Origin of the sequence: Virgisporangium aurantiacum (genome assembly GCF_016863635.1) — a bacterium.
Classification (GTDB): domain Bacteria; phylum Actinomycetota; class Actinomycetes; order Mycobacteriales; family Micromonosporaceae; genus Virgisporangium; species Virgisporangium aurantiacum.
Genome location: NZ_BOPG01000045.1, coordinates 232,000 through 258,277, shown reverse-complemented (window position 1 = coordinate 258,277; position 26,278 = coordinate 232,000). Strand labels below are relative to the sequence as shown.

Genomic DNA, 26,278 nt, shown 5'->3' with positions numbered 1-26,278 from the left:
ACACCACGCCAACAACCACGCCCACACCATCCGCACCAACGCCGACCGCATCGTGGTCGAATCCGGCTTCGACTGGCGCACCGCCTGACCGAACACCGCCTGACCCAGCAGTACCTCGACGCCCCACCCCCGCGCGGACTCCCTCCGGCGCGCGGGGGTGGGGCCGCCCATGACAATCGGCGCAGCGGACGACAACGCTCAGCGGGCGTCGCGGACGTGGAAGGTCACGAGTCCGGCGATGACGACCGCACCGGCGTACGCGGACAGCACCCCGATTCCCGCCCACGGCCCGATGTGTTCGGCGGCGACGTTCCGGGTGGCCTGGATGGCCAGGCCGGCGTCCATCGGCGAGAACCGGTGCAGCCGATGCTGCCAGCGCGGGTCGGAGACGAGCCCCGCCACCACCGACGTCCCGTAGAGCATGGCCAGCGCCACGATCACCGCACCGGCCGTATCGCGCAACAGTAGCCCCAGCCCCACCCCCAGCGCCGCGACCAGTCCCAGATAGAGGGCGGTGCCCAGCGCGGCCCGTTGCAGGAGATGGTCGGACAGGGACAGCTGCGGAAACCCGGTGTGCGGCAGGGCCGACCGGGCCGCCGCGACCGAGCCGGCCGCGGCGGTCGCCCCGGCCAGGACGGCGAGGGCGACCAGCGTGACCAGTTTGCCGACCACCACGGACGTGCGGCGCGGGACGGCGGCCAGCGTCGGCTGGATCGTGCGGGTGGCGTACTCGGCCGTCACGCCCAGCACGGCGAGGATGACGACCGCGACCTGCCCGAGGCGCACGCCGGCCAGGCTCAGTTTGCCCGGATCGGTGACGCACGGCGCGTCGCAGCGCGAGTAGTCGAGCGACGCGGTAATGGCGAACCCGACGGCCACCGTGGCGACGACGGCTCCCAGCAGCAGCCATCCCGTGCTCGGCAACGTCCGCAGCTTCGTCCACTCCGAGTGCAGGACCCTCACGCGTCCGCCCGCCGCAGGCGCCACCACGCCAGCCCGAGCGCGAGCCCGGCATAGGCCACCACCACCGCGATGCCCGGCCCGGGTCCGATCATCGACCACGGCTCGACCAGCGTGATGGTCGGCGGCTTGGCCCGCTGTGTGGCCAGGCCACCGGCCAGCGTCGTGTACATCAGCCACCGCGGCGCGGTTCCGGGCAGCACCGTGCCGAGGACGACCGGCAGCAGCACGAGGACGACCGTCAGCGTGATCGCGATGGCGCTGCGGCGCAGCAACATCCCGACGGCCATGCCGAAGACGGCCACCAGGGCCATGAACCCGGCGCTCAGCAGCACCGCCCGCAGCACGGGACCGTCCACGAGGGACGGTTGCGGGAAGGCGGGCGGCGCGAAGCCGTTGTCGCGCAACGTCGGCAACGCCAGCAGCAAGGCCGCGATGACGCCGACGACGCTCACGACGTACGCCGACGCCCCGAGCACCAGCGCCTTCGCGGCGAGAACCCGCCCGCGGCGGGGCGTCGCCGCGAACGTCGCCCGGATCATTCCCCGGCGGTACTCCGACGTCGCGAACAGGACGCCGACGCAGATCAGTGCCATGAGACCGGCGATGACCCCGATGAGCGCGATCTCCACGATGTCGTCGTCCGGCGGCTTCGGGCCGACCTGACCGGTGCCCGTCACGGCGAAACCGCCGCCGGCCTCCGCGTGTTCGCCGCCCCGCGCTTCACCCTTCGGGGTTTCGAGGCCGCCGATCTGCTCACCGGCCCACTCCGCGGCCCCGTCGAGAGTGATGCTGTCGAACGTGGCCGAGGCGGTGGTCGGGCGCTCGCCGACGGATGAGACGCCGCCGCCGCGCGAGGTGTAGACCGCGGGCGTCGACGAGACGTAGAAACCGATCTCGGCGGTTGCGGGAAGGTTCTCCGGCGTCGCGGTCCCGATCCTGCGCCAGGCGACGCCGTCGGCCGACTCGTAACCGGTGATCGTGTTCCCGGTGCGCACCAGCCTGAGCCACCGGGTGCCCCGGCTGGTGCTGCCCGGAACGTCGGAGGCGAAATCGGACTGCATCCGCACGCCGTCGGCGCCGGTGAGCAGCACGGCGGCGTAGGACGATCCGGACCGCGTGCCGTCCTTGATCATGATTCCGGCGGCCGCGCCGGCGAACGGGTCGGGGTTGTCGAGCAGGGTCATCCCGTTGCCGTCCACGTTCACCCGCTCGCGGACCCGGGGCGGGACGAGCGACGCGACCCGCACCGTGAGCGTCGTGTTCCCGGTGACCGGCTGGTGCACGAAGTAGAAGCTGTCGGTGACCGGGTCGCCGTGCGGCCCGACGACGAAGTTGGGGTGCACGTTCATGTCGGTCTTGCTCGCGGACGCGGCGAGCAGGCTGAGCCCGGTGGTCAGCACGGCCGCCCCCAGCAGCGTGGCGACCCACCGGCCCACCGAGCGCAACTTGGTCCACTCGGCCCGCAGCAGCCCGGGGAAGGACTCTCTCATCGGGCGGTCCCCTCGGGTGCGAACTCGATGGCGCCCCGCGTCAGGTCCATGTACGCCTCTTCCAACGTGGCCCGGTGCCGCCGCAACTCCGAGAACGGAACCGCGGCCTCGGTCAGCAGTGCCGCGACGCGGTCGCCGGGCAACCCGTCGACCGTCACGGTGTCGACGCCGGCGACGGTCACCGTCGCGCCGGCGTTGGCGAGGACGCTCGTCGCGTCGGCGCGTTGCGCGGTGACCACCTCGACGCTCTCCTTCGACGCCGCGGCCAGCAGCCGCGCGACGCTCGTGTCGGCGACGAGCCGACCCCGGCCGACGACGATGACGTGGTCGGCCGTGTCCTCCAGTTCGCCCATGAGATGGCTGGAGACGAGGACGACCCGACCCTCCGCGGCCAGCGACCTGAGCAGTTCCCGGATCCAGACGATGCCGTCCGGGTCGAGCCCGTTGACCGGTTCGTCGAACATCAGCACCGGCGGGTCACCGAGCATCGCCGCCGCGATCCCCAACCGCTGCTGCATTCCGAGCGAGAAGCCGCCCGCGCGGCGGCGGGCCGCGGAGGCCAGGCCGACCTGGTCGAGCACCTCGTCGACGCGGCGCTTCGGGATCCCGTTGCTGTGGGCCAGCCACAGCAGGTGGTCGCGGGCCTTCCGCGCGGGGTGCAGCGCCGACGCGTCCAGCAGCGCACCGACGTGGGTCAGCGGCGCCCGCAGGGACCGGTACGGCTTCCCGCCGACCAGCGCGGCACCCTCGTCGGGCGAGTCAAGGCCCAGGATCAGCCGCATGGTCGTCGACTTGCCGGCGCCGTTGGGGCCGACGAAGCCGGTCACCTCGCCGGGCCGGACGGTGAACGACAGTCCGTCCACGGCGACGGTGCTGCGGAAGCGTTTGCGCAGTGCGCGTACCTCGATGGAGGGTTCCATGCCAGGCAGGTTAGGCGCGCCGGGCCGGCCGGCGCGTCACGCGCGGTGGGGTCTTCGCCGGCGGCCCCTCTCCCCCGTACGGGGGAGAACGCTTCCCGGACAGGTGGGACGACGGCGGCACGCGCGACCGACACAATGGTTCCGTGACGGTATCCGGGGTCGGCGCGGCGACGACGCTCCTCGGCGTGGCCGCCGCCGCCGAGTCGGTCGCGCGGGGCGACGGGCAGCAGCCGTCCACGACGGTCGCCGCGGTGATCGCGGTCGCGGTGGTCGCCCCGCTGGCCCTGAGCCGCCTCTGGCCGGTGGCCGCCGTGCTCCTCTCGACGGCCGCGTGCATGTTCGGGCTGTCGGCCTCGTTTCCGCTCACGGTGGCCGGAATCGCCGCGCTCGCCACGCTTTTCGCGGTCGCCGGGCGCAACCGTCCACTGCGGACGGTCGCCCCGTTGCCGCTGCCGTTCGCCGCGTTCGCGGTGCAGCCCTGGTCGACCGGCACGCCGGATGCGCGTCCGCTCGCCCTGGTTCTCGTCGGCGTTACCGCGGCGGCGGCCGCCGGCGGCGCGGCCGTGCGACGGCGGGAGGAGCGACGCCGGCAGCGCGCCACCGAACGGTCCGCCGCCGCCACGCTGCTGGAGTACGCCGCCCGCGGCGAACGCGCCCGCATCGCCCGGGAACTGCACGACGTCGTGGCCCACCACATCACGATGATCGCGTTGCAGGCCGACGCGGCCCGGCTGGCCACCCCCGGGATGCCGCCCGAGGGCGCGCGCCGGCTCACGGCGATCGGCGACACGGCCCGGACCGCGCTGACGGAGATGCGCCGCCTGATGGGCGTGCTGCGGGAGGACGTGGACACCGAGCCCGTCGAGCGCCACCCGCAACCCGGCCTGCGCCAGCTGTACGCGCTCCTCGACGAGGTGCGCGACGCCGGAACGGGCGGCGTGCGGCTCATCGTCAGCGGCCCGGTCGAACCGCTCGACCACGGGATCGAGTTGACGGCGTACCGCATCGTGCAGGAGGCGCTCACGAACGCGCGGCGGCACGCCCCCGGCGCGGCCGTCGACGTGGAACTGCGCTTCGGCGACGGCGAGGTGCGCGTCCGCGTCTTCGACAACGGCCCGGGGCCGCCGGTGGCGGACGACGCGGCGGGGCACGCGGCGGGGCACGGCCTGGCCGGGATGCGGGAGCGGGCCGCGATGGTCGGCGGGAAGGTGACGGCCGGCCCTGGTCCGGGCGCCGGCTTCCTCGTCGAGGCCGTCCTGCCGACGAAGAGCGTGAACGCATGACGCGGATCGTGGTGGTCGACGACCAGGACGTCGTGCGTGCCGCGTTCGAGGTCCTGCTCGCCACCCAGCCCGACTTCGCGGTCGTCGGCTCCGCCTGCGACGGCGAGGAGGCGGTCCGGCTGTGCCGGCAGGTGCGCCCCGACGTCGTCCTGATGGACGTCCGCATGCCCGGCATGGACGGCATCGCCGCGACCCGCCGCATCCTGGCCGAACCCGGCGGGCCGGTGCCGCGGGTCCTGATCCTGACGACGTTCGACCTCGACGCCCACGTGTACGACGCGCTCGAAGCGGGCGCGAGCGGGTTCCTGCTCAAGGACGCCACGGCCGAACGCCTCTTCGACGCCGTCCGCGTCGTCGCGGCCGGCGACGCGTTGCTGGCACCGACCGTGACCCGCCGGCTCGTCGCCGAGTTCGCCCGCCTGCGGGTGCGCCGCCGCGAGCCGGACGCCGCGCTGCGGGCGTTGACGGCGCGGGAGACCGAGGTGCTGCGGCTGATCGCCGAGGGTCTGTCGAACACCGAGATCGCCGCCCGGCTCGTCGTCGGCGAGGAGACCGTCAAGTCACACGTCAGCCGGGTGCTGGCCAAGCTCGGCCTGCGCGACCGCACCCAGGCCGTCGTCATCGCCTACGAGTCCGGCCTGATCGTCCCCGGCGATCGTTAGTCGAGTTCCAGCAGTCGTCCGTCGGCGAGGGTGGCGAGCAGCGTCTTGCCGTCGGGCAGGAACCAGACCTGCCGCACGCCCTCCGGTAGCGGCACCGTTCCGGCGGGCTCGCCGGTGTACGCGTCCCAGAGCCGGATCGCATCGGTGTGGACGGTCGCCAGCCGGCCGGCGTCCGACAGCGCGCCCGTGCCGCTGATCGTCTCGGTCTCCACGACCCCGTACAGTTCCGCGTTGCGGCCGGTGTCGATCGCGTGGATCCGACCCTGGTACTCCGTCTCCACCAGCAGGGTGCCGCCGGGAAGCAGGAACTGGGTGGGCTTGAAGGGCCAGCCCCGGGCGGCCTGCTGGTGCACCACCGACCTCGTGGCCGGGTCGAAGACCAGCCGGTGCGCGTCGCCCCGCAACTCGACCAGGCCGTCGTCGCGCAGGTCCGCCGCGCGGAAGGTGCGGTCCATGCGCTCGCTGTGCACGGGCGTGAGGGTCGTGGCGTCGAAGAGGTACAGCTCGCCGTACGAACGCCGTCTCGCCTGTGCGGCCGCGAGCACGAGGCCGGTCCCCGGCAGCGGTCGGATGACGGTCACCCGGTCCTTGAGGAAACCGGTCGTCGCGGGCGGCCCGCCGTCGAGGGGATACCGCTGCAGCCGGGTGCCGAACGCCGTCCAGACCGCGTCATCGTCGAGGTGCACCGCCTCGCTCTCGGTCTGTTTGGTCGACGGCTCGGCGGTGAACACCGGGGTGGACGACCCCCGTTCCCAGACGCACACCCGGACATCCTTGCCACTGGTGGCGAAGCGTTCCCCGGCGAAGGCGACCGCGATCACCGGCGCCCCGTGGCCACCGGGGTCCTCCGGCCACGGCTCGCCGTCCCGCAGAACGGCCACCCGGCCGGTCGCCGCCGTGGCCGCGACGACGTCAGGCCCGACCGCCAGGCCGCGGGTGAAGGTGCGCGAGGTCCACGAGTGGCGGACCGCGCCGGTCGCGGCGTCGAGATCGCGCAGCGTGTGGAAGTGCAGCGAGACGACCCGGTCCCCGTGGACCCGCGCGGTGTTGTACTGGTCGACCTTCCAGACCTCGGCCCCGGTGGACGGGTCGATCGCGTGCAGGGTCTTCTCGCTCACCTGGGCGATGAGCAGGCCGCCGGTGGTGAAACCGACGACGGACGCCGGGTTCTTCGCGGCGAGCAGGGTGACCGGCTTCGGTACGCCGAGCGTCCAGCCGAACACACGCGGCCCGGCCGCCGCGACCACCAGCCCGCGCCCCGACACCCGGACCGAACGCACCGGTGCCCGGGGGCCCTTCAGCGTCGCCGTGACCGTCGCGGTCGCGGTGTCGACGATCAGCACCGATCCGCTGCGTTCGGTGCCCGTCCCGATGGCGGCCACGGTTCCGTCGTCGCTCACCGCGACGCACATGGGTGACGCGGGCAGCGGACCGCTGCGGACCGATCCGGTGACCGGGTCGACGACGGCCACCGTGGGCGGACCGTCGCCGGCCACGACGACCACCGGCCCACCGGCGGCCAGGCACCGCACCGGGGCGTCGAGCGGGACGGTGCGCTCGACGGAGAGGTCGGCACCGGCCACCGTCAGGGACGCCCGTGCGGCCGTGGGCACCGCGACGACGCGGTCACCCGCCACCGTGAACGTGGCGACCTCGTCGCCCTCGATGACCTTCCCGGTGGCGACCTCGACGCTCTGCAGCACCGTTGCGCGCCGATCGGGACGGCCGACCGCGAAGACGGTGCGGCCGTCGGAGCCGACAGCGAGGTGGTGGTAGTCGTCGCGGAGCCGGTAGGCCGGCGAACCATAGCTGCGCACCGGGGCGAGGGTACCAACCGTGATCTGTCAGCCGACCGCGAGCGTCACCGTGCCGTAGACGATGCGGTGGTCCGAACACGGCTTGCCGCAGGCGGTGGAGATGGTGAGCGAGTCGCCGAAGTACGACCCGACGATCCGGTTCTCCGGAACGAAAATGAGGTCGATCTTCGAGCCGAGGCCGCACGCCCCGTTGTCGGTGCGGTTGGTCGTGCCCTCGCCGTAGCCGAGGCAGACCGGGTCGGTGTCGTCGAGTTCGCGGTGCCGGCCCCAGTTGCCCGGGTTGATCGTCGTGTTCGCGCTCGCCGCGTACCAGGAGTTGAGCCGGTCGTAGCTCGGCTCGGTGTTGAAGTCGCCGGTGAGGATGACGGTGTCACCGGCGTCCTCGAACGCCTCGACCCGCGCGCGGACCTCGTTCAGCTGCGTGTTCACCATGCCGTACGGGGTCAGGTGGGTGGTGCACAGGCGCAGCCGCTTGCCGGTCACCGGCGCGCACAGCAGCTTGCGCAGCTCGCCGTTGTCGCGGGGTTCGGCGGTGAGCGTGAACCGGTCGGCCGTGCCGAGGGGCGCCTTGCTGAAGATGGCGAGCCCGAACGGGTCGCCGTTGCAGACGGTGTCGAGCTGGGCCTCGAAGCGGGAGAAGTTCGAGGTGTCCGGCCAGCCGCTGGCGGCCAGGTCGGCCTGCACCGCCTTGTACTGGTCCCAGCAGATCTCGTTGAGCGCGACGAACGTGGCGTTGCGGTTGCGGATGGACGCGGTGAGCGCCGGGATGAGGCCGTCGGTGGTCGAGTTGCGGTGGATCACCCACCCGCTGACGTTCCACTGCCAGACGGTCGTGGTGACGTTCTCGGCCGCCGCGGAGGCGGCCGCGACCGGCGCCGCCGGCAGCACTCCGGCGAACAGTGCGAGGACGGCGACGAGCACGATTCTGATACGCAAGGCGGATCCCTCCCCCGTGGACGGAACCTGTATTCGACCATAGACATGTCTCGATGCTCAACTACGGGAGCCGCCAGAGCACCGTTTCCCCGTCGCCGCCGACGGCGATCGTGCGGCTGTCGGGGCCGAACGCGACCGAGTCGCCGTCGAACCGCGCGCTCAGAACGCGCGAGCCGTCGGCGGCGACGGCCCAGACGAAGACGGCGGAACTGTAGACGTCCGCGAGCGTCCGGCCGGTCGGCGCGAACACGACACCCGTGGCGTCGAACGAGTCGACCCTGGCCGGCGTGGGCGCGCCCAGGTTCCAGAGCGTCCCGGTGCGCGCGCGATCGGCGGTCGCGAGCAGCCCGCCGTCGGGACAGATCGCGATGGACGACGACCCGGGCAGGCTGCCCGCCGGAACGGGCTGGCGCCGATCGGACATGGTCCACCGGATCGTGGCGTCGTCGCTACCGGTGAACATCGCCGTGCCGTCGGCGCTGAACGCGACCGCGCCGACCGCGCCGGCGTGCCCGGACAGCGTGGCGATCCGCACGGGACGGGCCGGGTCGGCCAGATCCCACAACGCGACCGCGCGGAGCGTCCCGGTGGCCAGCGTCCGCCCGTCGGGGCTCAGCGCGATGTCGTACAGGCCCTGCGCGTAACCGCTGAGCGCGGCGACCCGCACCGGACGGGCCCGGTCGGCGACGTTGTACACCCGCCCCTCCGTGCCCTGCCCGGCGATGACGAGCGTGTTGCCGTCGGGAGTGAACACCATCGTGTTCACCGACGCCACCTCCGGCGCGATGACCGCGACCCGCCGGGGATTCGCCGCGTCGGCCAGATCCCACAGGAGCACGCCGAGGTTCGGTCCGGCCGTGGCGAGCGTGCGACCGTCCGGGGCGAACACCGCCGGCCCGACGGCACCGGCGAGCGCGGCTAGCCGGACCGGCTTCGCGGGCTGCGTCGGGGAACCGGAGGTCGCCGTGGGATTCACCGACGACGGATCCGCGCCATCGTCCTGCAGCGCCACGACGACCGCGACCAGCACCAGCACCAGCACAGCGAGCGCCGCGAAGGCCGGGCCCAACCGGCCGTTCCGCGGCGCGTCCGGGTCGGCGGGCGGATCCGGTGCCGGGCCGGGCTTTCGGACCGGTTGCGGTTCGGGCTCCGGTTGCGGTTCGACCGCCGGTTGCGGCTCGGGCGCCGGTCGCGGCCCGGGCTCCGGCATTTGGGTGACGAGCACAGCCGACTCCGGGGCACGGACGCCGCCCTCGGCGACCACGAGTTCGGGACGCTCGATGACCGTCGGCGCCAGCCCCAGCGCCCGGTGCAACAGCGTCGCCGCCAACGGCATGCGCGACGAGCCACCGACGAGGAACACCCCCGCGACCGCCTCCGTGCCGACGCCGGCATCGCGCACCACCGACCGGGTGGCCTCGACGGTGCGGTCCAGCACCGGACGGGACAGCGTCTCCAGTTCGGCCCGCCCGAGCGGCGCGTCCTCGCCGAACAGCGGCACGTGGACGAACGTCGACGACGCCCGCGACAGCATCTCCTTGGCGCCGCGCACGTCGGTCCACAGTTGCTGGGACGCGCGGCGGTCCTCGCCGTCCACCGGCCGGATGAGGCGCGCCCACCGCTCCGGATCGCGGGCGGCATAGACGGTGCCGAGGTGCGCGACCACCGCCGCGTCGATGTCCAGGCCGCCGGCGTCCGGCAGGCCACGGTCGGCGAGCACGTCGAAGCCGTCGACGGTGCGACGCACCACGGACGCGTCGAACGTGCCCGCACCGAAGTCGTAGACCACCGCGCAGAAACCCGTCGGCAGCCGGCCGTCGAGGACGTCGACGAAGTACGACGCCGCCGCCACCGGCTCGGCGACCAGTTGCACCGACGCCAACCCGGCGGCGTTCGCGGCCGTCGTCAACAACTGCCGGCGCCGGGGCCCCCACCCCGCCGGACAGGTCAGCCGCGCCGCGCGGACCGGCTCGCCGGCCACCCGTCCGGCCTCGTCGACGACCCGGGCGAGCACCGCCGCGAACACGTCGCCGACGGCGATCTCGGTGCCGCCGAGCAGGAGGGAACCGTCGTCGACGCTGCGCTTGGGGTTCGGCTCGAACCGGCCCGGATGCGATCGGGCGGCGTGCAACGCGTCGCGGCCGACCAGCAGCGTCCCGTCCGGCCCGACGCAGACCGCCGACGGCAGCAGTTCCGAGCCGTCGAACACCAGCGGCCGGGCCGCACCGCCGGCGCGGGCCAGCACGGCGACCGTGGTGGAGGTACCGAAGTCGATGCCGACCGTGAAGCCATCGACCGCCATCCCGACACTCTACGGAAGAACGACTGTGGCGTTGCCTCGCCGGGCGTACCATCCGGGCGTGGCGGGACGGCTGGGCGAGCTACTGGACAGCGAACGGCACCGCAACTTCGTCGGGCGCCGGCGCGAGGTGGCGTGCTTCGACGAGGCGGTAGCGGGCCGGTCGCCGCAGCGCGTCCTGTTCGTGCACGGGCCCGGTGGCATCGGCAAGACCACGCTGCTGCAGGAGCTCGGCGCCCGCGCCCGCGCCGCCGGACGCACCGCGACGCTGATCGACGGTCGGGAGATCGACGCGTCCCCGTCGGGTTTCCGGGACGCCGTCGGGCGGGGGGCGGGCCTGCCGGCCGAGGGCGTCCTCCTGGTCGACGGCTACGAGCACCTGGCGCCGATCGACGGCTGGATCCGCGGCGAGTTCCTTCCCGCGCTCGGCGTCACCGCGATCGTGGTGCTGGCGGGTCGCGACCCGCCGGCCGCGGCCTGGCGGGTCGACGCGGGATGGCGCCACGTCCTGGCCGTGCACGAGCTGGATCCGTTCGGCCCGGACGAGAGCGACGACCTGCTGGCCCGGGCCGGCGTCGGCGTCCCGGACCGGGCGCACCTGACCGCGCTGGGCCGCGGGCATCCGCTGGCGATCGCGCTGCTGGCCGACGCGGCCCGCGCCGGAGTCGTACCCGGGAGCCTCGCCGACGTGCCGACGCTCGTGTCCGTGCTGCTCGACCCGCTGCTGTCCGGCGCGCCGACGCCGGCGCACGTCACCGGCCTCGCGGCCTGCGCCAAGGCGTGGGTGACGACCGAGGACCTGCTCCGCGACGTGGTCGGCGCCGAGGCACCCGCCGTGTGGGCCTGGCTCGAACGGCGACCGTTCATCGTCAGCGGTCCGCACGGGCTGTCGCCGCACGACCTCGCCCGCGACGTGCTCGACGCCGAGTTCGACCGGCGCTCACCCGAGCGGTACCGGGCCCTGCACCGCCTCGTCCACGACCACGCGGTCACCGGCCTGCGCACCGCGGCCGGCGCCGACCGCCCGCTCCGCGCCCAGCACCTGCTCTACCTGCACCGCCGGGCACCGTTCACGGCCGCCATCGACGCGCTGCGCACGCGCGGTTCGACCGCGGTGGTGACGGCCCGGCCGGACGAGCACGACGAGGTCCTGGCGCTGGTGGACCGGTACGAGGGGCCGGTGTGCGCGGAACTCGCCGCGGCGTGGCTCGCCGAGCAGCCGGACGCGCTCAGCGTGGTGCGCACCGACGCGGGCGTCGGCGGCTACGGCTTCATCGTGCTGCTGCCCACCGGCTCCGCGCTGGAGGAGCGCGACCCGGTCGTGCGGGCGGTGCTCGCACACGTCGCCCGGGCGGGGCCGGCCCGCCCCGGCGAACGGGTCAGCGTCGCGCGGTTCCTCGGCGGGCGGGTCGAGCACCAGCGCGACCTGTACGCCAACCTGGTCGGACCGGTGGCCTCGCTGGTCGACTGGGTGAGCCGTCCGCTGGCCTGGTCGTTCGTCGTCGTCATCGACGACGAGTACTGGGGACCCGTCTTCGACTACCTGGGGTTCGCCCGCCTCGTGGAGGTCGAGGTCGACGGCCGCGCACACGTCGGGTACGGCACCGACTGGCGCCGGCTGCCCGTCGACGTCTGGCTGGAACTGATGAACGAGCGGGAACACTCGGGCGGCACCGGCCCGCCACCGGCGTCGCTGCTGCGCCCGCCCGCCCTCGACCGGGCCGCCTTCGCCGCCGCGGTCCGGGCCGCGCTGACGGACCTGCGCCGCCCGGACCGGCTCGCCACCAACCCGCTGGCGTCGTCGGGGATCGCGGGCGACGCCGGGGACCTGCGCTCCGCGATCACGACCGCCATCGACCGGCTCCGGGACGAACCCCGGGGCGAGCCGCTGAGCCGGGTTCTGGACCGCACGTTCGTCCGCGCCGCACCGACCCAGGAGGCCGCCGCGGAGGTGCTGGGCCTGCCGTTCAGCACCTACCGGCGCCATCTCGGTCGCGCCGTCGACCAGCTGACCGAGCTGCTGTGGGCCGTCGAGATCAAGCAGATCGGCCTGCCGGGCGGCGATTGAGCACCAGGTGACCTGGAAAGTGAGCAGTGCGGTCGCCGATCCTCCGGGTATGGCAGGAATCATCATCCTCGGCGCGGGTGTCGGTGGGCTGTCCACCGCCATGCTGCTCGCCCGCGACGGGCACGAGATCACGGTGCTGGAACGCGACCCGGCCGGGCCGCCTCCCCCGGCGCGGGCGTGGGACAGCTGGGAGCGGCGCGGGGTCAACCAGTTCCGGCTGGCGCACTTCATGCTGCCCCGCTGGTACGCGCAGATCGCGGCGGACCTCCCGGACGTACCGGCCGAACTGCGGGCGGCCGGCGCGCTGTCGACGAACACGCTCGCGATGCTGCCCGAGGCGCTGCGCGGCCCGCTGCGTCCGGACGACGGCCGGTTCGACACGGTGACGGCGCGGCGACCGGTGCTGGAGGCGGTGCTGGCCACGGTCGCCGCCCGCACGCCGGGCGTCACGATCCGGCGCGGTGTCACGGTGACCGGCCTGTGGTCCGACCCGGATCAGCGGTCCGGCCCGCCGCACGTCACCGGTGTCCTGGTCGAGGGCGGCCGGGCGGTCCGCGGCGACCTCGTGGTCGACTGCGGCGGCCGGCGCAGCGCACTCGGCGCGTGGCTCGACGCGGTGGGCGCCCGCCGACCCGTCGAGGAGCGCGAGGAGTCCGGCTTCGTGTACTACGGCCGGCACTTCCGCGGTGCGCCACCCGAGCCTCGGATGTACGTGGCCCAGCACCACGACTCGCTGACCGTCCTGACGCTGCCGGCCGACAACGGGACGTGGAGCGTGGTGCTGGCCACCAGCAAGCGCGACGCGGCACTGCGCGCCCTGCGCGACCCGCACGCGTTCGACGCCGCCCTGGCGCGGTACCCGCTGGCGGCGCACTGGCGCGACGGTGAGCCGATCTCCGGCGTCGAGGTCATGGCGGGCATCGAGGACCGGTACCGGCGCCTCGCCGTGGACGGTGAACCGGTCGCGACCGGCGTGGTGGCCGTCGGTGACGCCTGGGCGTGCACCAACCCGACGCTGGGCCGCGGCACGTCGATCGGCCTGCTGCACGCCCGGGTGCTGCGCGACGTTCTCCGCGAGGTGGACCCGCAGGACCACGACAAGCTGGCGCGCCGCGTCGACGAGCAGACCACCGCGCTGGTGGAGCCGCTGCACCGGATGACCGTCTGGTACGACCGGCACCGGCTCGCGGAGATCGACGCCGACATCGCCGGGGTCGGCTACCACACCGACGACGAGCGGTGGGCGATCAGCAAGGCGACGTTCGCGGCCAGCCTCGCCGATCCGGCGATCGCCCGCGGGTACCAGTCGCTCGCGTCGCTGCTCACCACGCCGGCCGACCTGTACGCCGAGCCGGGCATGCTCGACCGGATCGTCGAACTGGGCATGCGGGCCCCGCGCTACCCGCTGCCGGGACCGGACCGTCGGGAACTGCTCGCCGCCGTGGGTTGATCGCGAATCGGCTCGATTGCAACGTTCCTCTGCCAGCGTCGGGGCATGGGCACGTTGTCCCAGGACGTCGAGCTGGATGCCACCTCCGCCACCGACCTTCCGCCCGCCGCGGAACGCCGCCGCGAGCGGCACTTCTGGGTGCGGGCGGTCGTGGTGGCCGGGCTGGGCGTCGTCATCGCGACGCTGCTCGGCTCCGCGCTGCTGAGCATCTCCCACGCGCCCGCACCGCACCACGTGCCACTCGGCTATGTCGACAACACTGTCGGCGCCGCCGGTGCGCGCGAGGCCCTGTCGGAGAAGGCCGGCGACGCGCTCACGCTCGTCTCCTACGACGACCGCGACGCGGCCGTCACCGGCATCAGACGCCTCGACGTCTACGGGGCCCTGGTCGTCGGTGCCGGCGGCGTCGAGCTGCTCAAGTCCACCGCCGCGTCGCCGCAGGTCGCCGCCGCGCTGACCGCTCTGGTCACGTCGGCCACGGCCGGCTCGACCGCACCGAGGGTCACCGAGATCACGCCGTTGCCGGCCGGCGACTCCGCCGGAGGCGGTCTCGCCGTGCTGCTGCAGGTGGTCATCCTCGTCGGCACGATCGGTGCCGTGGGACTGGGTCGGCTCGTTCCCCGGTACCGCGCCAACTGGGCACGCGGCGAACTTCCGGTGCTGTTCCTGGTCCTCTATGCCCTGTGCGCCGGAGCGACCATCGCCACGCTGGCCCGGGCGTTCGGCGTCGGCGACCATCTGCACTACGCCGAACTGGCGCTCAGCCTGGCACTCGTCAACCTGGCCGTGACCGCGTCGATCAGCGCCGTCGTCTCGCTGATCGGCAGCGCCGGAGCCGCCGTCGGCGGCGTGCTCTACTTCCTGCTCGGCGCCCCGATCAGCGGCGCCGCCACCGCCCTGCCGATGATGCCCGCCGCCTGGCGTGATTTCGGGCAGGCGCTGCCGCCGGGCGCGGGCGCCACGCTGCTGCGCCGCGTCCTGTACTTCCCGGACGCGCCACTGGGGACGCCGGTGCTGACGCTCGCCCTGTACGCCATCGCCGGCGCGCTCGTTCTCGGCATCGTGAACGCCGTGGCCGGCGCCCACCACCGCAACAGCCTCGCCGACCTGCCCTAGTACTGCTACGGCGGTTCGTATCTTTCGAGGCGTTCGAGTCGTTTGCGGTAGTGGGAGTGGCGGGCTCGTCGGCAGCAGAGTCGGCGGAAGTCCGACCAGGCCAGGATGTGGTCGATGGTGTGCCGGATGGTCAGGATCAGCGTGGCGAATAGGCGTCTGATTTCGTTGGCGGTCAACGGGGTCAGGCTGTCTGTGTTGCCGCTGGTGCCCCCTTTGCGGCTTCATTTGCGGCTTCATTTGCGGCTTCGGTGGCGCGGATGACGGTCAGGAACGCGGCGGCGGCCATGGCCAGGGTGATGTGGGCGTACCAGGCGTCGTAGCGGCGGGCCTGGTACTGGTCGAGGCCGACCTCGTTCTTCGCGGTCTGGAACGACTCTTCGACCGCCCACCGCGCACCTGCGGTCCGCGCGAGGGTGCGTAGCCGGGTGCCGCGCGGCCCGAAACACACGTAGTAGGCCAGTTCGCCGGTGGTGATGTTGCGACGGGCCAGGACCCAGCCGCGCCGCCGGTGCGGGAACGGTGCTGTCGCTGGTGTCCGGATTGGGGTGGACACCCAGTCGTAGACGCGGGGGCCGTGCGCGCCGTCGCCGCAGGACATCCGTCGCCACGCCCCGGGTCTGACCTTGGCGATGAGCTGGTCGACGCGGGTCGACGTGTGCAGGCCGGAGGGCACCTCGTGGTCGGTGCGGGTGGCCATCACATACGCGACGTCCTGCTGCTCGCACCACTCCCGTAGCTGCCGGTTCTGCCCGTAGGCCTCGTCGGCGGTGAACCACGCGAACGGCACCCCCGCCTCGATCGCGCGGGCCAGCATGGTCTGCGCCTGCTGCGGCTTGGTGGCGAAGCCGACCTGCTCGGGCACGTGCGCACGCCGGCAGCGGTCCGGGTCGCCGATCCAGGACTGGGGCAGGTACAACTCACGGTCGATCAGCGCCCGCCCGGTCGGGGTGTGGTAGGCCAGGAAAACCCCGATCTGACAATTGTCGATCTTCCCAGTCGTCCCGGTGTACTGCCGCTGAACCCCGGCCGAGCCCTTGCCCTTCTTGACGAACCCGGTCTCGTCACCGACCAGCACCCCAGCCGGATCCCCGATCGCCTCCACGACCTGCGCCCGCACATCATCGCGGACCGCGTCCCGGTCGAAACACGGACTGCACAACAACGCCTGCATCGAATCCGGAGTGCCGTCGCCGGCCTGCTCGGCCAGGGTCCAGCCGTTACGCCGCTCCAACGGGGCCATCAACCCGCGCAGGTACTTCCGCGCCTGCCACCGCGTCTCCACCCGCCGGAACCGATGCGAGAACCCGAGAAAGAACTCCTCGAACCGCTCATCCCACAACCGAACCTGCTCAACCGTCACCACACCCAGCCAACGACCCGACCCCGGCCGAAGTAGCGAACCGCCGTAGCAGTACTAGCCGGGCCCGCCTTTGACGGTTCCTCGCTTTACTGCTTTACTACGCGACTAGTAAAGCGAGAGGGCGGGCGATGTTTCATTTCCGGCTCGAACCGGATTCCGGGGTGCCGCCGTACCTGCAGCTGGTTCAGCAGGTGCGGCAGGCGGTGCTGCTGGGCTTCCTGCGACCCGGTGACCGGCTGCCGCTGATCCGTGAGGTCGTCGAGGCGCTGGCCATCAACCCGAACACGGTCGCCAAGGCGTACCGGCAGCTGGAGCAGGAGGACCTCGTCACCGGCCGGCCGGGGCACGGCACGTTCGTCAACGACGTGCCGCCGGGCGTCATGTCTCCGGCGACCTACACCTCGCTGCGTCGCGGCCTGGAGACGTGGCTGCGCCGCGCGTACGCCGCGGGGCTCGACGAGCAGGCGGTCGAGGCGCTCATGTCCACCGTCCACGTTCAACTGAGGAAGACGGCATGACGGCCCTGCGCACCACGGAACTCACCAAGCGCTACCGCCGGTCCTGGGCCCTGCGCGACTGCACCCTGGACCTGCCGGCCGGTTCGGTGACCGCGCTGGTCGGCCCGAACGGCGCCGGAAAGACGACGCTGCTGCGGTTGTCGGTCGGGCTGCTGACCCCGACGTCGGGGTCGGTCGAGGTGTTCGGCGAGTCACCGACGACCAACAGCGTGCGGGCACTCAGCCGGATCGGTTTCCTCGCCCAGGACCACCCGCTGTACCGCCACTTCACGGTCGCCGACCTGCTGCGCTTCGGCCGCTCGTCCAACGTCCGCTTCGACCATGACCTCGCGGCGAAGCGCCTGACGCACCTCGGCATCCCGCTGGACCGCCGGGCCGGCGCGCTGTCCGGCGGGCAGCAGTCCCAGGTCGCGCTGGCGCTGGCGTTGGCGAAACGACCCGACCTGCTGGTGCTCGACGAGCCGCTCGCCAGCCTGGATCCGTTGGCACGGCACGAGTTCCAGCAGATGCTCATGGGCGCGGTCGCCGACGGCGACCTCACCGTGCTGTTCTCGTCGCACGCCGTCCACGAACTCGAACTCGTCTGCGACCACCTCGTCGTGCTCAACCACGGGCGGGTCGCCGTCGCCGGTGAGATCGAGGCGCTGCGGGCCGAACACCGCGTCCTGGTGGGCCCGCGGGTCGACGCGGACGCGCGGAGGTCGGCGTCCGTCATCCAGGCGACGCACAGCGACCGGCACACCACCCTGCTGGTGCGCGACATGGAGGCCCCGCTCCTGCCCGGCTGGCAGGCCAGTTCCGTCGGGCTGGAGGAGCTGATCCTGGCCTACCTGCGCCGTCCCGAAGATCTGGAGGTGGCGGCGTGACGTGGCTGATCTGGCGGCAGCACCGCGCGGAGGCCCTCGCCCTCGGCGCCTTCGTCGCGGTCATCGCCGCCTGCCTGCTCGTGCTCGGCCAGCCGATGCACGACCTGTTCCCGCGCGGCACGGAATTCTGCTCGACGCACGCGGCCGACCAGTCCTGCCGGGCCGCGCTCAGCCGTCTGCAACAGGACTTCGGCTACAGCACCACCCTGCTGATCCTGCTCAACTTCGCGCCGTTCGCGATCGGCGGTTTCCTCGGCGCGCCGCTGCTGGCCCGCGAACTGGAGTCCGGTACGTGGCAGCTCGCGTGGACACAGGCGATTCCCCGCACCCGGTGGCTGATCGCCAAGATCGCGGCGCTCGGCGCGTTGACCGCCGGGCTCGCCGCGGGACTGTCCACTGTGGTCGGCTGGTACCGGCAGCCGCTGGACCTGCTGGGCGGGTTCGACATCACCGGGTTCGACCTGACCGGCGTCGCGCCCGTGGCCTACGCGCTGTTCGCCTTCGCGGTGGGCACCGCCGCCGGCGGGCTGCTCGGGCGCAGCCTGCCGGCGGCCGCGACGGCGTTCGTCGTGTTCGTCGCCGTGCGCTTCACCGTCGCGGGGTGGATCCGGCCGCACCTGTTCCCGGTCACCCGCGTCGACGCGATCGCGCCCGGCTCCGGCGACGTCGTCCAGGGCACGGGCAACAACCGCGACATGATCCTGAACGAGGGCTTCGTCGACGCGAGCGGCAGGCGGATCGACGGGCTCGCCGCCGTCATCGTCGAGGGGAAGGCGCGCGAGGGTGCCACCGATCCCACCCTCTACCTCCACGACCACGGGTACCGGAAGTGGGTCGTCTACCAGCCCATCGAACGGTTCTGGACGTTCCAGCTCGTCGAGACGGTCTTCTACGCCGGGCTGGCCGCGATCCTGCTGACGCTGGTGGTGCTGCGGATCAGACGCCGGGCGTCCTAGCGTCCCGCGTCCCGGTGTCCTGGCGTCCTATGTGGACACCTGCCCGACGAGTGTCTCACCGACGGAGGCGATCAGGCCGTCGACCTTGTCGTCGTCGAGCCCCTCCAGCTCGATGATGAGGCGGTGCACCCCCGCGTCGGCGTACCGGCGGGCGGTGTCGAGGTCGGGCGGGGTGGGCGGCGTCATGCTGATCTCCAGCTCGCCGAGGCCGGCGGGCCGCTCCTCGCGGCCGGCGGTCTCGTTCAGCGCGCGCAGCGTCTCCCGGGTCTCGTCGACGCTCAGACCCCAGCCGTACCAACCGTTCCCGTGCCGGACGGCCCGGCGGAACGCGGCGGCCGAGTGGCCACCGATCACGATCGGCGGGTGCGGACGCTGGACCGGCGACGGGTACTGCGCGACGCCTTCGTAGGAGACGAAGCGACCGGTGTACGACGTCTCGGCGGCCCACAGCGCGCGCATCACGGCCAGGTACTCGTCGGTGCGGGCACCGCGCTCGGCCAGTTGCACACCCATCGCGTTCAGTTCCGGCTCGACGTACCCGGCGCCGACCGCGACCGTCAGCCGGCCACCGGACAGCACGTCGAGCGAGGTGAGCTGCTTGGCCAGCAGCACCGGCTGGCGCTGCGGAAGGACCACCAGGCCGGCGCCGAGGCGTACCCGGCTGGTGACCGCCGACAGGTAGGTCAGCGCGGTGACGGCCTCCAGCCGGGGCGGGTTGCCCTCGCCGATCGGGAGGGCGATGTGGTCACCCACCCAGATCGACTCGAAGCCGGCGTCTTCGGCCAGGGTGGCCCGGCGGGCCAGGACGCCGGGGTCGACGTTGCGGTCGCGGTGCAGTCCGTACAACCCGAATCTCATCCGGCGACGATAGCCGCCCTGATCATCCGTGCGCGACGAACTTCTCCGGCCGGATGTTCAGGATCACGCGGACGGCGGCGTCGGGGATCGGGTAGCTCTTGCCGTACCGCTCCTGCAGCCCCTGGTAGAACGACGCCTGCGCGTCGTCGTCGTCGATCCGCTCGACGACGCCGCGGATCTCCAGGAACCGGTACGGGTTGTCGGGGTCGGCGATCGACAGGGCGAGGCGCGGCTCCTTCTGGAAGTTGCGGTACTTCTGCCGGGTCTTCGTGTGCGTCATCTGGACCCGGTCGCCGCTCCAGCGGAACCACATCACCTGGGTCTGCGGCGAGCCGTCGGGCCGGACCGTCGCCAGGTGCGCGAACAGCGGGCGCTCGAGAAGATCGAGGTGACTCTGGGGAACTTCAACGGACACGGTCGGCTGCCTTTCTGACGTACTGATCCACGACTCATCCTCGCACGGCGGACGGCGGTCGTCGCGGCACTACGGCGTTCCGGTCATTACCTATCTAACCTATAGGTTTAATTGGTGACGTGCGTCATACCTGTCTGTTCCGATCGGATCACCGACGGTAGATTCAGCGCCATGTATCGGAGCCAGCGCCTCATCCGGCGCCGCTTCCTCGACTTCCAGCGGGTCTGTAGCTGCACCTGTTGAGGAACCGGCCGCACTCCCCCGCGGTCACCGGTCATCTCTCCGTCCACTGAGGACATTCATTCGTCACGTGCCGATGCCGTCGCGTGTCCGCAGCACTGTCGCCGCGGGCACGCCGACGCAGCCTGCCCACGTACGTCAGGAGTCATTGTGTACCGACCATCGACACCCGCACCGGTCCTGCGCCGGCGCACGTTACTCGCCTCGCTCGGCCTCGGCGCCGCGGCGATCGGGCTCGGCGCCTGCGCGGAGGCCGACGCCGGCGGGCTCGAGAACGACGCTCCCCTGCCCACCGAGGTCGACCCGGCGACGGCGCTGTCGATCTCGATCCGGACGACCCAGAAGCAACTCGAGGGATCCGGCCTGATCGGCAAGCTTCCGTTCCAGGTCAAGGAGTGGATCAACCTGGGCGCCGGCCCCGACATCATCCAGGGCTTCCGGGCCAAGTCGATCGACATCGCCAACAACGCGGGCATCCCGCCGATCCAGGCCCGCGCCATCAACGTCGACGCGAAGATCGTCGCGGTGCAGAGCGTCCCCATCCCGATCTACAAGCTGGCGACGATCCCCGGTTCGGGAATCAACTCGCTCGCCGACATCAAGGGCAAGAAGATCGCCTTCTCGCAGGGCCAGGCGCAGGGCGTCGTGGTGCTGCGCACCATCAAGGAACTCGGGCTGAAGAACAGCGACGTGACGCTGGTCCCGTTGACCAGCAACCAGTTCTTCACCGCGTTGCAGAGCAAGCAGGTCGACGCCGCGCCGCTCGGCGAACCGAGCCTCACCAAGTACATCAGCCAGTTCGGCCGCGACGGCGCCAAGGCGGTCGACATCAACGCGGTCGACTACCTGTCGGTGCTGTGGGCGCCGGGCGCGGTGCTGGCCGACCCGAAGAAGGCCGCCGCCGTGCGCAGCTTCATCCCGTTCTGGGTGCAGGGCGCGGTGTGGGGCTGGGAGAACCAGTCCGCCTACATCGACGTCTACTTCGTCAAGGACCAGCAGGTGACCACGACCGACGGTCAACGCATCCTGGCCGCGTCACCGAAGCCGGTCTTCCCGACCGGTTGGGACAAGGCGATCGCCTGGGAACAGGAGACCGCCGACCTGCTGGCCGACGGCGGATACGTGCCGAAGATCAAGGCGACGGACCTGTTCGACCGGCGGTTCGAGAAGATCGCCTCCGAGGCCGCCCCCGCGGGATACCGGGAGTAGCGATGACCATTGTCGACCTGAAGAAGATCGCGCCGGTCGCGCCGACGAACGTCGGGCCGCCGAAGCGGTCCCGGCTCGGCCCCGGCCGGTCCATCCCCTACGGACGCGTGCTCGGCCCGCTCGTGGTCCTCGCGGTGTGGTGGACGGCGTCGGCGGCCGGGCTGCTCGACCCCCGCATCCTGCCGACACCCGGTGCCGTGTGGACGTCCGCCGTCGACCTGATCGAACGCGGCACCCTGCAGAGCAGCCTGGCCGTGTCGCTGCAACGGGCCGGGCTGGGATTCGCCATCGGCACCGCGGCGGGAATCGCGCTGGCGCTCGTCGCCGGGTTGAACCGGGTGGGCGAGGCCGTCGTCGACGGCTGGATGCAGGTGCAGCGCTCGGTGCCGACGCTCGGCCTGATCCCGTTGATGATCCTGTGGCTCGGCATCGGCGAGACGTTCAAGGTGGCCATCATCGCGATCGTCGTGGCCATCATCATGTACATCCAGACGTACTCCGGGCTGACCGGGATCGACAGCCGGTACGTGGAGCTGGCCGAGACCGTCCACTTGCGACGGTGGCAGTTCATCGGCACGGTCGTGCTCCCCGGCGCGCTGCCGAGCGTCTTCGTCGGGCTGCGGCTGGCGGTCACCGGATCGTGGCTGTCGCTCGTGGTCCTCGAACAGATCAACGCCACGAGCGGCATCGGTTACCTGATGTTCCAGGCGCAGAACTACGCGCAGACCGAGGTGATCCTGGTGGGTCTGGTGGTGTACGGCCTGTTCGGCTTCGCCTCCGACGGGCTCCTGCGTGTTCTGGAAAGGAAGGTGCTGTCATGGCGACGGACGTTGAGCAGCTGACCCGGCCCGCCGTCCGGGTGTCCGGGCTGGTGCGCCGCTTCGGACCGACGGTCGTCCTCGACGGCCTGGATCTGGAGATCGCACCGGGCGAGTTCGTCGCCCTGCTCGGGCGCAGCGGATCGGGCAAGAGCACGCTGCTGCGCGCGCTGGCCGGGCTCGACAAGGATGTCGCCGGATCGGGCGGGATCGCCGTGCCCGGCAACGTGTCCGTGGTCTTCCAGGACTCGCGGCTGCTGCCGTGGCAGCGGGTGTTGCGCAACGTGCTGATCGGGCTCGACGGCCGGGCCGCGCGCGACCGCGGTCTCGCCGCGCTGGCCGAGGTCGGCCTGGCCGGACGCGAACGGGCGTGGCCGGTGGAGCTGTCGGGCGGCGAGCAGCAGCGGGTGGCGCTGGCCCGGTCGCTGGCCCGCGAACCGCAGCTGCTGCTCGCCGACGAGCCGTTCGGCGCGCTCGATGCGTTGACCCGCATCCGGATGCACGCGCTGCTGCGGGAGCTGTGCGAACGGCACCGGCCCGCCGTGCTGCTGGTGACGCACGACGTCGACGAGGCGATCGTGCTGGCCGACCGCGTCGTCGTGCTCGACAAGGGCGCGATCGCCGTCGACGTCACCATCGACCTGCCCAAGCCACGGTCGCACCGCGACCCACGGTTCCTGGAGCACCGCTCCCGGTTGCTCACCGCCCTTGGAGTGGACGACGAATGACCAGAAGACTGCATCTCAACGCGTTCCTGATGGAGAACGGCCACCACGAGGCGTCCTGGCGGCTGCCGGAGAGCGACCCACACGCCGGCACCGACGTGGCGCACTGGAAGCGCATGGCCCGGATCGCCGAACGGGGGAAGCTCGACTCGCTGTTCCTGGCCGACAGCCCCGTGCTGTGGGGCGACATCGGGCGGCGGCCGTCCGGCGCGCTGGAACCGACCGTGCTGCTGACCGCGCTGGCCGGCGCGACCGACCACATAGGACTGATCGCGACCGCGTCGACGACCTACAACGAGCCGTACAACCTGGCCCGCCGGTTCGCCTCGCTCGACCACATCAGCGGCGGGCGGGCCGGCTGGAACATCGTCACCACGGCGGGCCTCGACGCGGCGCAGAACTTCAACCGCACCCACCTGCCGAGCCACCGCGACCGGTACGACCGCGCGGCCGAGTTCGTCGACGTGTCACTGCGCCTGTGGGACAGCTGGGCCGACGACGCCGTGCTCGCCGACAAGGCCGCCGGAGTCTGGGGAGACGACGACCGGCTGTACCCGCCGGCACACATCGGCCCGCACTTCCGGGTCGCCGGCGCGTTGAACCTGCCCCGCTCGCCGCAGGGACATCCGTTGCTGGTGCAGGCCGGCTCGTCGGAGAACGGACGCGGGTTCGCCGCGCGGTACGCCGAGGCGGTGTTCACCGCCCAGCAGACCCTCGCCGACGCGCAGGCGTTCTACGTCGACCTCAAGCGCCGCGCCGGTGCCGCGGGCCGCGACCCCGACACGGTGAAGATCCTGCCCGGGATCGTGCCGGCGATCGCCGCCACCGAACGCGAGGCGCTGGCGCTGGAGGAGGAGCTGGACCGGCTGATCAAACCGGAGTACGCCAAGCGCCAACTGGCCGAACAGCTCCGCGTCTCCCCCGACGCCCTCGACCTCGACCGGGAACTCCCGGACGGCCTGCCCGACGAGGACGAGATCGAGGGCGCGAAGAGCCGGTACACGCTCATCGTGACGCTCGCCCGGCGCGAACGGCTCACCGTGCGCCAGCTCATCGGCCGGCTCGGCGGCGGCCGCGGGCACCGCACGTTCGCCGGCACGCCGGAGCAGGTGGCGGACGCCATCCAGCACTGGTTCGACAACGGCGCCGCCGACGGGTTCAACATCATGCCGCCCGTGCTCCCCCGCGGGCTGGCCGACTTCGTCGACCACGTGGTGCCGATCCTGCAACACCGCGGCCTGTTCCGCACCGGGTACGAGGGAACGACCCTGCGCGACCACTACGGCCTCACCCGACCGGCGAACCGCAACGCCGCGCCGGTACCCGCATAGCGTCCTGAGTTGCAACAGCTGTTCACGTGGTGGTTGTCGCGACCGCCCCCCTGAGTCGATCTTGCAGTTATGGTGGGCCACAAACAGCAGCAAATACGGGCGAACCAGGCACCACAACCGCAAGATCGACGCCGGAGGACAGCCCTCGGTTGTCGATCTTGCAGTTGTGCCCGCCTTTTTGCCGGAATTCGCCCGTTTTTTGGCGAGCACAACTGCAAGATCAGCGACGTTGGGTCACTGTGGACCCACCCTGGGCCAGGGTCACTCGGGTGAGCGATCGTGCGGGCGGCGTGCTGTCAGTGCGCCGCCCGGTTGCGCAGCACGGTGCGGCCGTGCTCGTCGACCCAGCGGATGAGGCCGTCGACGGGATCGAGGAGCGTGCGCCCGAGCGGCGTCAGCGCGTACTCCACCCGCGGCGGCACCTCGGCGTGGACCTCGCGCGACACCAGGCCGTCGTGTTCGAGGTCGCGCAGCGTCTTGGTGAGCATGCGGTGGGAGATGCCGTCGACGCGGCGCTGGATCCCGGTGAACCGCTGCGCGCCGTCGACGAGGGCGGCCACGACGACCAGGGTCCACTTGTCGCCGATCGTGGTCAGCAGGCCGCGCAGCACCAGCCGCAGGTCGTCATCCTGACATGTCGTCATCGCTGGTCCCTCCAATGCGCACCTCGAAGTGCGTCAGGCATTAAATAGTGCCCATTTCCTACCGGGAATCAAGGTTATTGGGGAATCGCTCACACGGTTCGAGCGGCACAGATCGCCGCCGTAACCCGTGAGGAGTCCGCACCGTGACCAGAATCGCCATCATCGTCGGAAGTTCCCGGCCCGGCCGCTACAGCCGGCAGGTCGCCGACTGGGTGTACGAGGAGGCGGCGAAGCGCACCGACGCCGAGTTCGCCGTCGTCGACCTCGCCGACCACCCGCTGCCGCACCTCGACGAGCCGATCCCGGCGTCGGCGGGCAGCTACGCCAACGAGCACAGCAGGGCGTGGTCGCGCGTCATCGACGCCTTCGACGGCTACGTCTTCGTGACGCCGGAGTACAACCACTCGACCAGCGGCGTGCTGAAGAACGCCATCGACTACCTGTACGCCGAGTGGAACAACAAGGCCGCGGGCTTCGTCAGCTACGGCGTGGTCGGCGACGCCCGGGCCGTGGAGCACCTGCGGCTGATCGCGGCCGAGCTTCAACTGGCCACGGTCCGCTCGCAGGTCGCCCTGTCGTTCTACACCGACTTCGAGAACTTCACGACGATCACGCCCGGCCGGCACCAGTTCGACGCGCTGACCGCCACGCTGGACCAGGTGATCGCCTGGTCCGACGCCCTGTCGACGCTCCGCAAGTAGAACGCCGTCGGCCCGGCGGTGTTCAGGCGCCGCCGGGCCGTCAGAAATCCCATTCCGCGTACGGCGCGTGCCGGTCCTTCATGTCCTCGAACAGCAGCACCATGCGGTCGAGATACCAGCACTTGGCGCACTGGACGAGCAGCGTCCCGGCCACCGCGGCGACGGCGTCGAGCCGCGCCAGCCCGTAGGCGAGCACGACGAGCCCGAGAACCTGGAAGCCGTACGTCACGGCGAAGGAGCGGGACTCGCGGTACCGGGCCGGCACCTCGACCTGGTTGCGCTCGGCCCAGACCCGTTCGCCGAGGACGGCCTTCGACGCCCAGTTGCGGGTCGACCGCGGCGGCGCGAACAGCAGCGGATTGACCATCATGAACACGAGCGACAGGCCGAGCGGCACCAGCGACCACCACCCGATCCAGTCCCGGCTCCAGATCGAGACGACGATCATCGGCAACACGGCGAACCTGGTCCAGACGCTGACCGCGTTCGCGTGGCGCATCCAGTTGTCGCCCTGCAGGCCGAACAGCTTGGCGATCCGCTGCTCGCCGGTGGAGGTACTCATCGCAGACCCTCCTTCGAAGGCTGGGAGCACGACCCACCCTACAAATCGGCCGACGTCGACGGAACCCGGAA

The 26,278-nt window shown here is 72.0% G+C and carries 24 protein-coding genes; 13 read left to right on the top strand and 11 right to left on the bottom strand.

The genetic code is table 11. The features are described from left to right. Window positions 1-198 precede the first annotated feature (198 nt). From Vau01_RS34355 to Vau01_RS34345, 3 genes are read right to left on the bottom strand one after another with little or no spacing between them, the layout of a single operon-like run. Window positions 199-963 carry an ABC transporter permease gene (locus Vau01_RS34355; protein WP_204001487.1) on the bottom strand — a complete coding sequence of 255 codons (765 nt, stop codon included), beginning with the start codon at window positions 961-963 and terminating at the stop codon, window positions 199-201. After that, the gene (locus tag Vau01_RS34350; RefSeq protein ID WP_204001485.1) at window positions 960-2,453 is read right to left on the bottom strand and encodes a DUF1349 domain-containing protein; all 1,494 of its coding nucleotides are present in this window, start codon (window positions 2,451-2,453) and stop codon (window positions 960-962) included. Before Vau01_RS34350 ends, Vau01_RS34355 begins: the two co-directional genes overlap by 4 nt. After that, window positions 2,450-3,373, bottom strand: a complete 924-nt coding sequence (locus Vau01_RS34345; RefSeq protein WP_204001483.1) for an ABC transporter ATP-binding protein — start codon at window positions 3,371-3,373, stop codon at window positions 2,450-2,452. The genes Vau01_RS34350 and Vau01_RS34345 overlap by 4 nt, the downstream gene beginning before the upstream one ends. A 143-nt stretch (window positions 3,374-3,516) precedes the next feature. Between Vau01_RS34345 and Vau01_RS34340 the strand changes: the two genes are divergently transcribed. Together Vau01_RS34340 and Vau01_RS34335 are read left to right on the top strand one after the other, a co-directional pair. Then, on the top strand, window positions 3,517-4,656 hold the full coding sequence (locus tag Vau01_RS34340; protein WP_204001470.1) for a sensor histidine kinase: 1,140 nt from the start codon (window positions 3,517-3,519) through the stop codon (window positions 4,654-4,656). Further along, window positions 4,653-5,318 (top strand): response regulator, encoded by a 666-nt coding sequence (locus Vau01_RS34335; protein WP_204001467.1) that lies wholly within the window; start codon window positions 4,653-4,655, stop codon window positions 5,316-5,318. The genes Vau01_RS34340 and Vau01_RS34335 overlap by 4 nt, the downstream gene beginning before the upstream one ends. Here the strand turns inward: Vau01_RS34335 and Vau01_RS34330 are convergent. The 3 genes from Vau01_RS34330 to Vau01_RS64760 all read right to left on the bottom strand — a co-directional run bounded on the left by Vau01_RS34330 (window position 5,315) and on the right by Vau01_RS64760 (window position 10,373). Beyond that, window positions 5,315-7,135 (bottom strand): WD40 repeat domain-containing protein, encoded by a 1,821-nt coding sequence (locus tag Vau01_RS34330; RefSeq protein ID WP_204001465.1) that lies wholly within the window; start codon window positions 7,133-7,135, stop codon window positions 5,315-5,317. The genes Vau01_RS34335 and Vau01_RS34330 overlap by 4 nt on opposite strands. 27 nt (window positions 7,136-7,162) lie before the next feature. Next, a complete protein-coding gene (locus Vau01_RS34325; protein ID WP_239152070.1) occupies window positions 7,163-8,071 on the bottom strand; it encodes an endonuclease/exonuclease/phosphatase family protein in 909 nt (302 codons plus the stop codon). A 61-nt stretch (window positions 8,072-8,132) separates the two neighbouring features. After that, complete coding sequence (locus tag Vau01_RS64760) at window positions 8,133-10,373, bottom strand: Hsp70 family protein (RefSeq protein ID WP_204001462.1); 2,241 nt, start codon at window positions 10,371-10,373, stop codon at window positions 8,133-8,135. 58 nt (window positions 10,374-10,431) lie between these two features. Between Vau01_RS64760 and Vau01_RS34315 the strand changes: the two genes are divergently transcribed. From Vau01_RS34315 to Vau01_RS34305, 3 genes are read left to right on the top strand one after another with little or no spacing between them, the layout of a single operon-like run. Further along, window positions 10,432-12,438 carry an AAA family ATPase gene (locus Vau01_RS34315; protein WP_239152069.1) on the top strand — a complete coding sequence of 669 codons (2,007 nt, stop codon included), beginning with the start codon at window positions 10,432-10,434 and terminating at the stop codon, window positions 12,436-12,438. Between the two features lie 49 nt (window positions 12,439-12,487). Beyond that, window positions 12,488-13,888: an FAD-dependent oxidoreductase gene (locus tag Vau01_RS34310; protein WP_204001457.1), complete on the top strand. Its 1,401-nt coding sequence runs from the start codon at window positions 12,488-12,490 to the stop codon at window positions 13,886-13,888. Window positions 13,889-13,933: 45 nt separating this feature from the next. After that, window positions 13,934-15,004, top strand: a complete 1,071-nt coding sequence (locus Vau01_RS34305; RefSeq protein ID WP_204001454.1) for an ABC transporter permease — start codon at window positions 13,934-13,936, stop codon at window positions 15,002-15,004. 181 nt (window positions 15,005-15,185) lie between these two features. Here the strand turns inward: Vau01_RS34305 and Vau01_RS34300 are convergent, their stop codons facing one another. Beyond that, a complete protein-coding gene (locus Vau01_RS34300) occupies window positions 15,186-16,364 on the bottom strand; it encodes an IS701 family transposase (protein WP_373320340.1) in 1,179 nt (392 codons plus the stop codon). A 128-nt stretch (window positions 16,365-16,492) separates the two neighbouring features. On the opposite strand from Vau01_RS34300, the gene Vau01_RS34295 reads away from it, so the two are divergent. Genes Vau01_RS34295 through Vau01_RS34285 form a run of 3 tightly spaced genes read left to right on the top strand, consistent with a single transcriptional unit; the run spans window position 16,493 to window position 18,704 of the window. Beyond that, window positions 16,493-16,882 carry a GntR family transcriptional regulator gene (locus Vau01_RS34295; protein ID WP_204001451.1) on the top strand — a complete coding sequence of 130 codons (390 nt, stop codon included), beginning with the start codon at window positions 16,493-16,495 and terminating at the stop codon, window positions 16,880-16,882. Beyond that, a complete protein-coding gene (locus Vau01_RS34290) occupies window positions 16,879-17,748 on the top strand; it encodes an ABC transporter ATP-binding protein (RefSeq protein ID WP_204001448.1) in 870 nt (289 codons plus the stop codon). Before Vau01_RS34295 ends, Vau01_RS34290 begins: the two co-directional genes overlap by 4 nt. Continuing rightward, window positions 17,745-18,704 (top strand): ABC-2 membrane transporter-related protein, encoded by a 960-nt coding sequence (locus Vau01_RS34285; RefSeq protein WP_204001445.1) that lies wholly within the window; start codon window positions 17,745-17,747, stop codon window positions 18,702-18,704. Before Vau01_RS34290 ends, Vau01_RS34285 begins: the two co-directional genes overlap by 4 nt. Window positions 18,705-18,731: 27 nt before the next feature. Here Vau01_RS34285 and Vau01_RS34280 read toward each other — a convergent pair whose 3' ends face one another. Beyond that, a complete protein-coding gene (locus Vau01_RS34280) occupies window positions 18,732-19,562 on the bottom strand; it encodes a TIGR03619 family F420-dependent LLM class oxidoreductase (RefSeq protein ID WP_204001443.1) in 831 nt (276 codons plus the stop codon). 22 nt (window positions 19,563-19,584) lie between these two features. Beyond that, a complete protein-coding gene (locus tag Vau01_RS34275; RefSeq protein WP_204001441.1) occupies window positions 19,585-19,977 on the bottom strand; it encodes a PPOX class F420-dependent oxidoreductase in 393 nt (130 codons plus the stop codon). A gap of 390 nt (window positions 19,978-20,367) precedes the next feature. On the opposite strand from Vau01_RS34275, the gene Vau01_RS34270 reads away from it, so the two are divergent. From Vau01_RS34270 to Vau01_RS34255, 4 genes are read left to right on the top strand one after another with little or no spacing between them, the layout of a single operon-like run. After that, the gene (locus Vau01_RS34270) at window positions 20,368-21,426 is read left to right on the top strand and encodes an ABC transporter substrate-binding protein (protein ID WP_204001439.1); all 1,059 of its coding nucleotides are present in this window, start codon (window positions 20,368-20,370) and stop codon (window positions 21,424-21,426) included. 2 nt (window positions 21,427-21,428) lie between these two features. Next, complete coding sequence (locus tag Vau01_RS34265; protein WP_204001422.1) at window positions 21,429-22,268, top strand: ABC transporter permease; 840 nt, start codon at window positions 21,429-21,431, stop codon at window positions 22,266-22,268. Beyond that, window positions 22,244-22,972 (top strand): ABC transporter ATP-binding protein, encoded by a 729-nt coding sequence (locus Vau01_RS34260; protein ID WP_204001420.1) that lies wholly within the window; start codon window positions 22,244-22,246, stop codon window positions 22,970-22,972. The genes Vau01_RS34265 and Vau01_RS34260 overlap by 25 nt, the downstream gene beginning before the upstream one ends. Further along, window positions 22,969-24,300, top strand: coding sequence for an LLM class flavin-dependent oxidoreductase (locus Vau01_RS34255; RefSeq protein ID WP_204001417.1), 1,332 nt, complete (start codon window positions 22,969-22,971; stop codon window positions 24,298-24,300). The genes Vau01_RS34260 and Vau01_RS34255 overlap by 4 nt, the downstream gene beginning before the upstream one ends. A 296-nt stretch (window positions 24,301-24,596) precedes the next feature. On the opposite strand, the gene Vau01_RS34250 is transcribed toward Vau01_RS34255, so the two are convergent. Beyond that, window positions 24,597-24,944, bottom strand: coding sequence for a winged helix-turn-helix transcriptional regulator (locus Vau01_RS34250; protein ID WP_204001414.1), 348 nt, complete (start codon window positions 24,942-24,944; stop codon window positions 24,597-24,599). Between the two features lie 143 nt (window positions 24,945-25,087). Here Vau01_RS34250 and Vau01_RS34245 point away from each other — a divergent pair, with 143 nt between their 5' ends. Further along, window positions 25,088-25,645, top strand: coding sequence for an NADPH-dependent FMN reductase (locus Vau01_RS34245; protein ID WP_204001411.1), 558 nt, complete (start codon window positions 25,088-25,090; stop codon window positions 25,643-25,645). 40 nt (window positions 25,646-25,685) lie between these two features. Here Vau01_RS34245 and Vau01_RS34240 read toward each other — a convergent pair whose 3' ends face one another. Continuing rightward, complete coding sequence (locus Vau01_RS34240; protein WP_204001408.1) at window positions 25,686-26,207, bottom strand: DUF6653 family protein; 522 nt, start codon at window positions 26,205-26,207, stop codon at window positions 25,686-25,688. Between the last annotated feature and the right edge of the window lie 71 nt (window positions 26,208-26,278).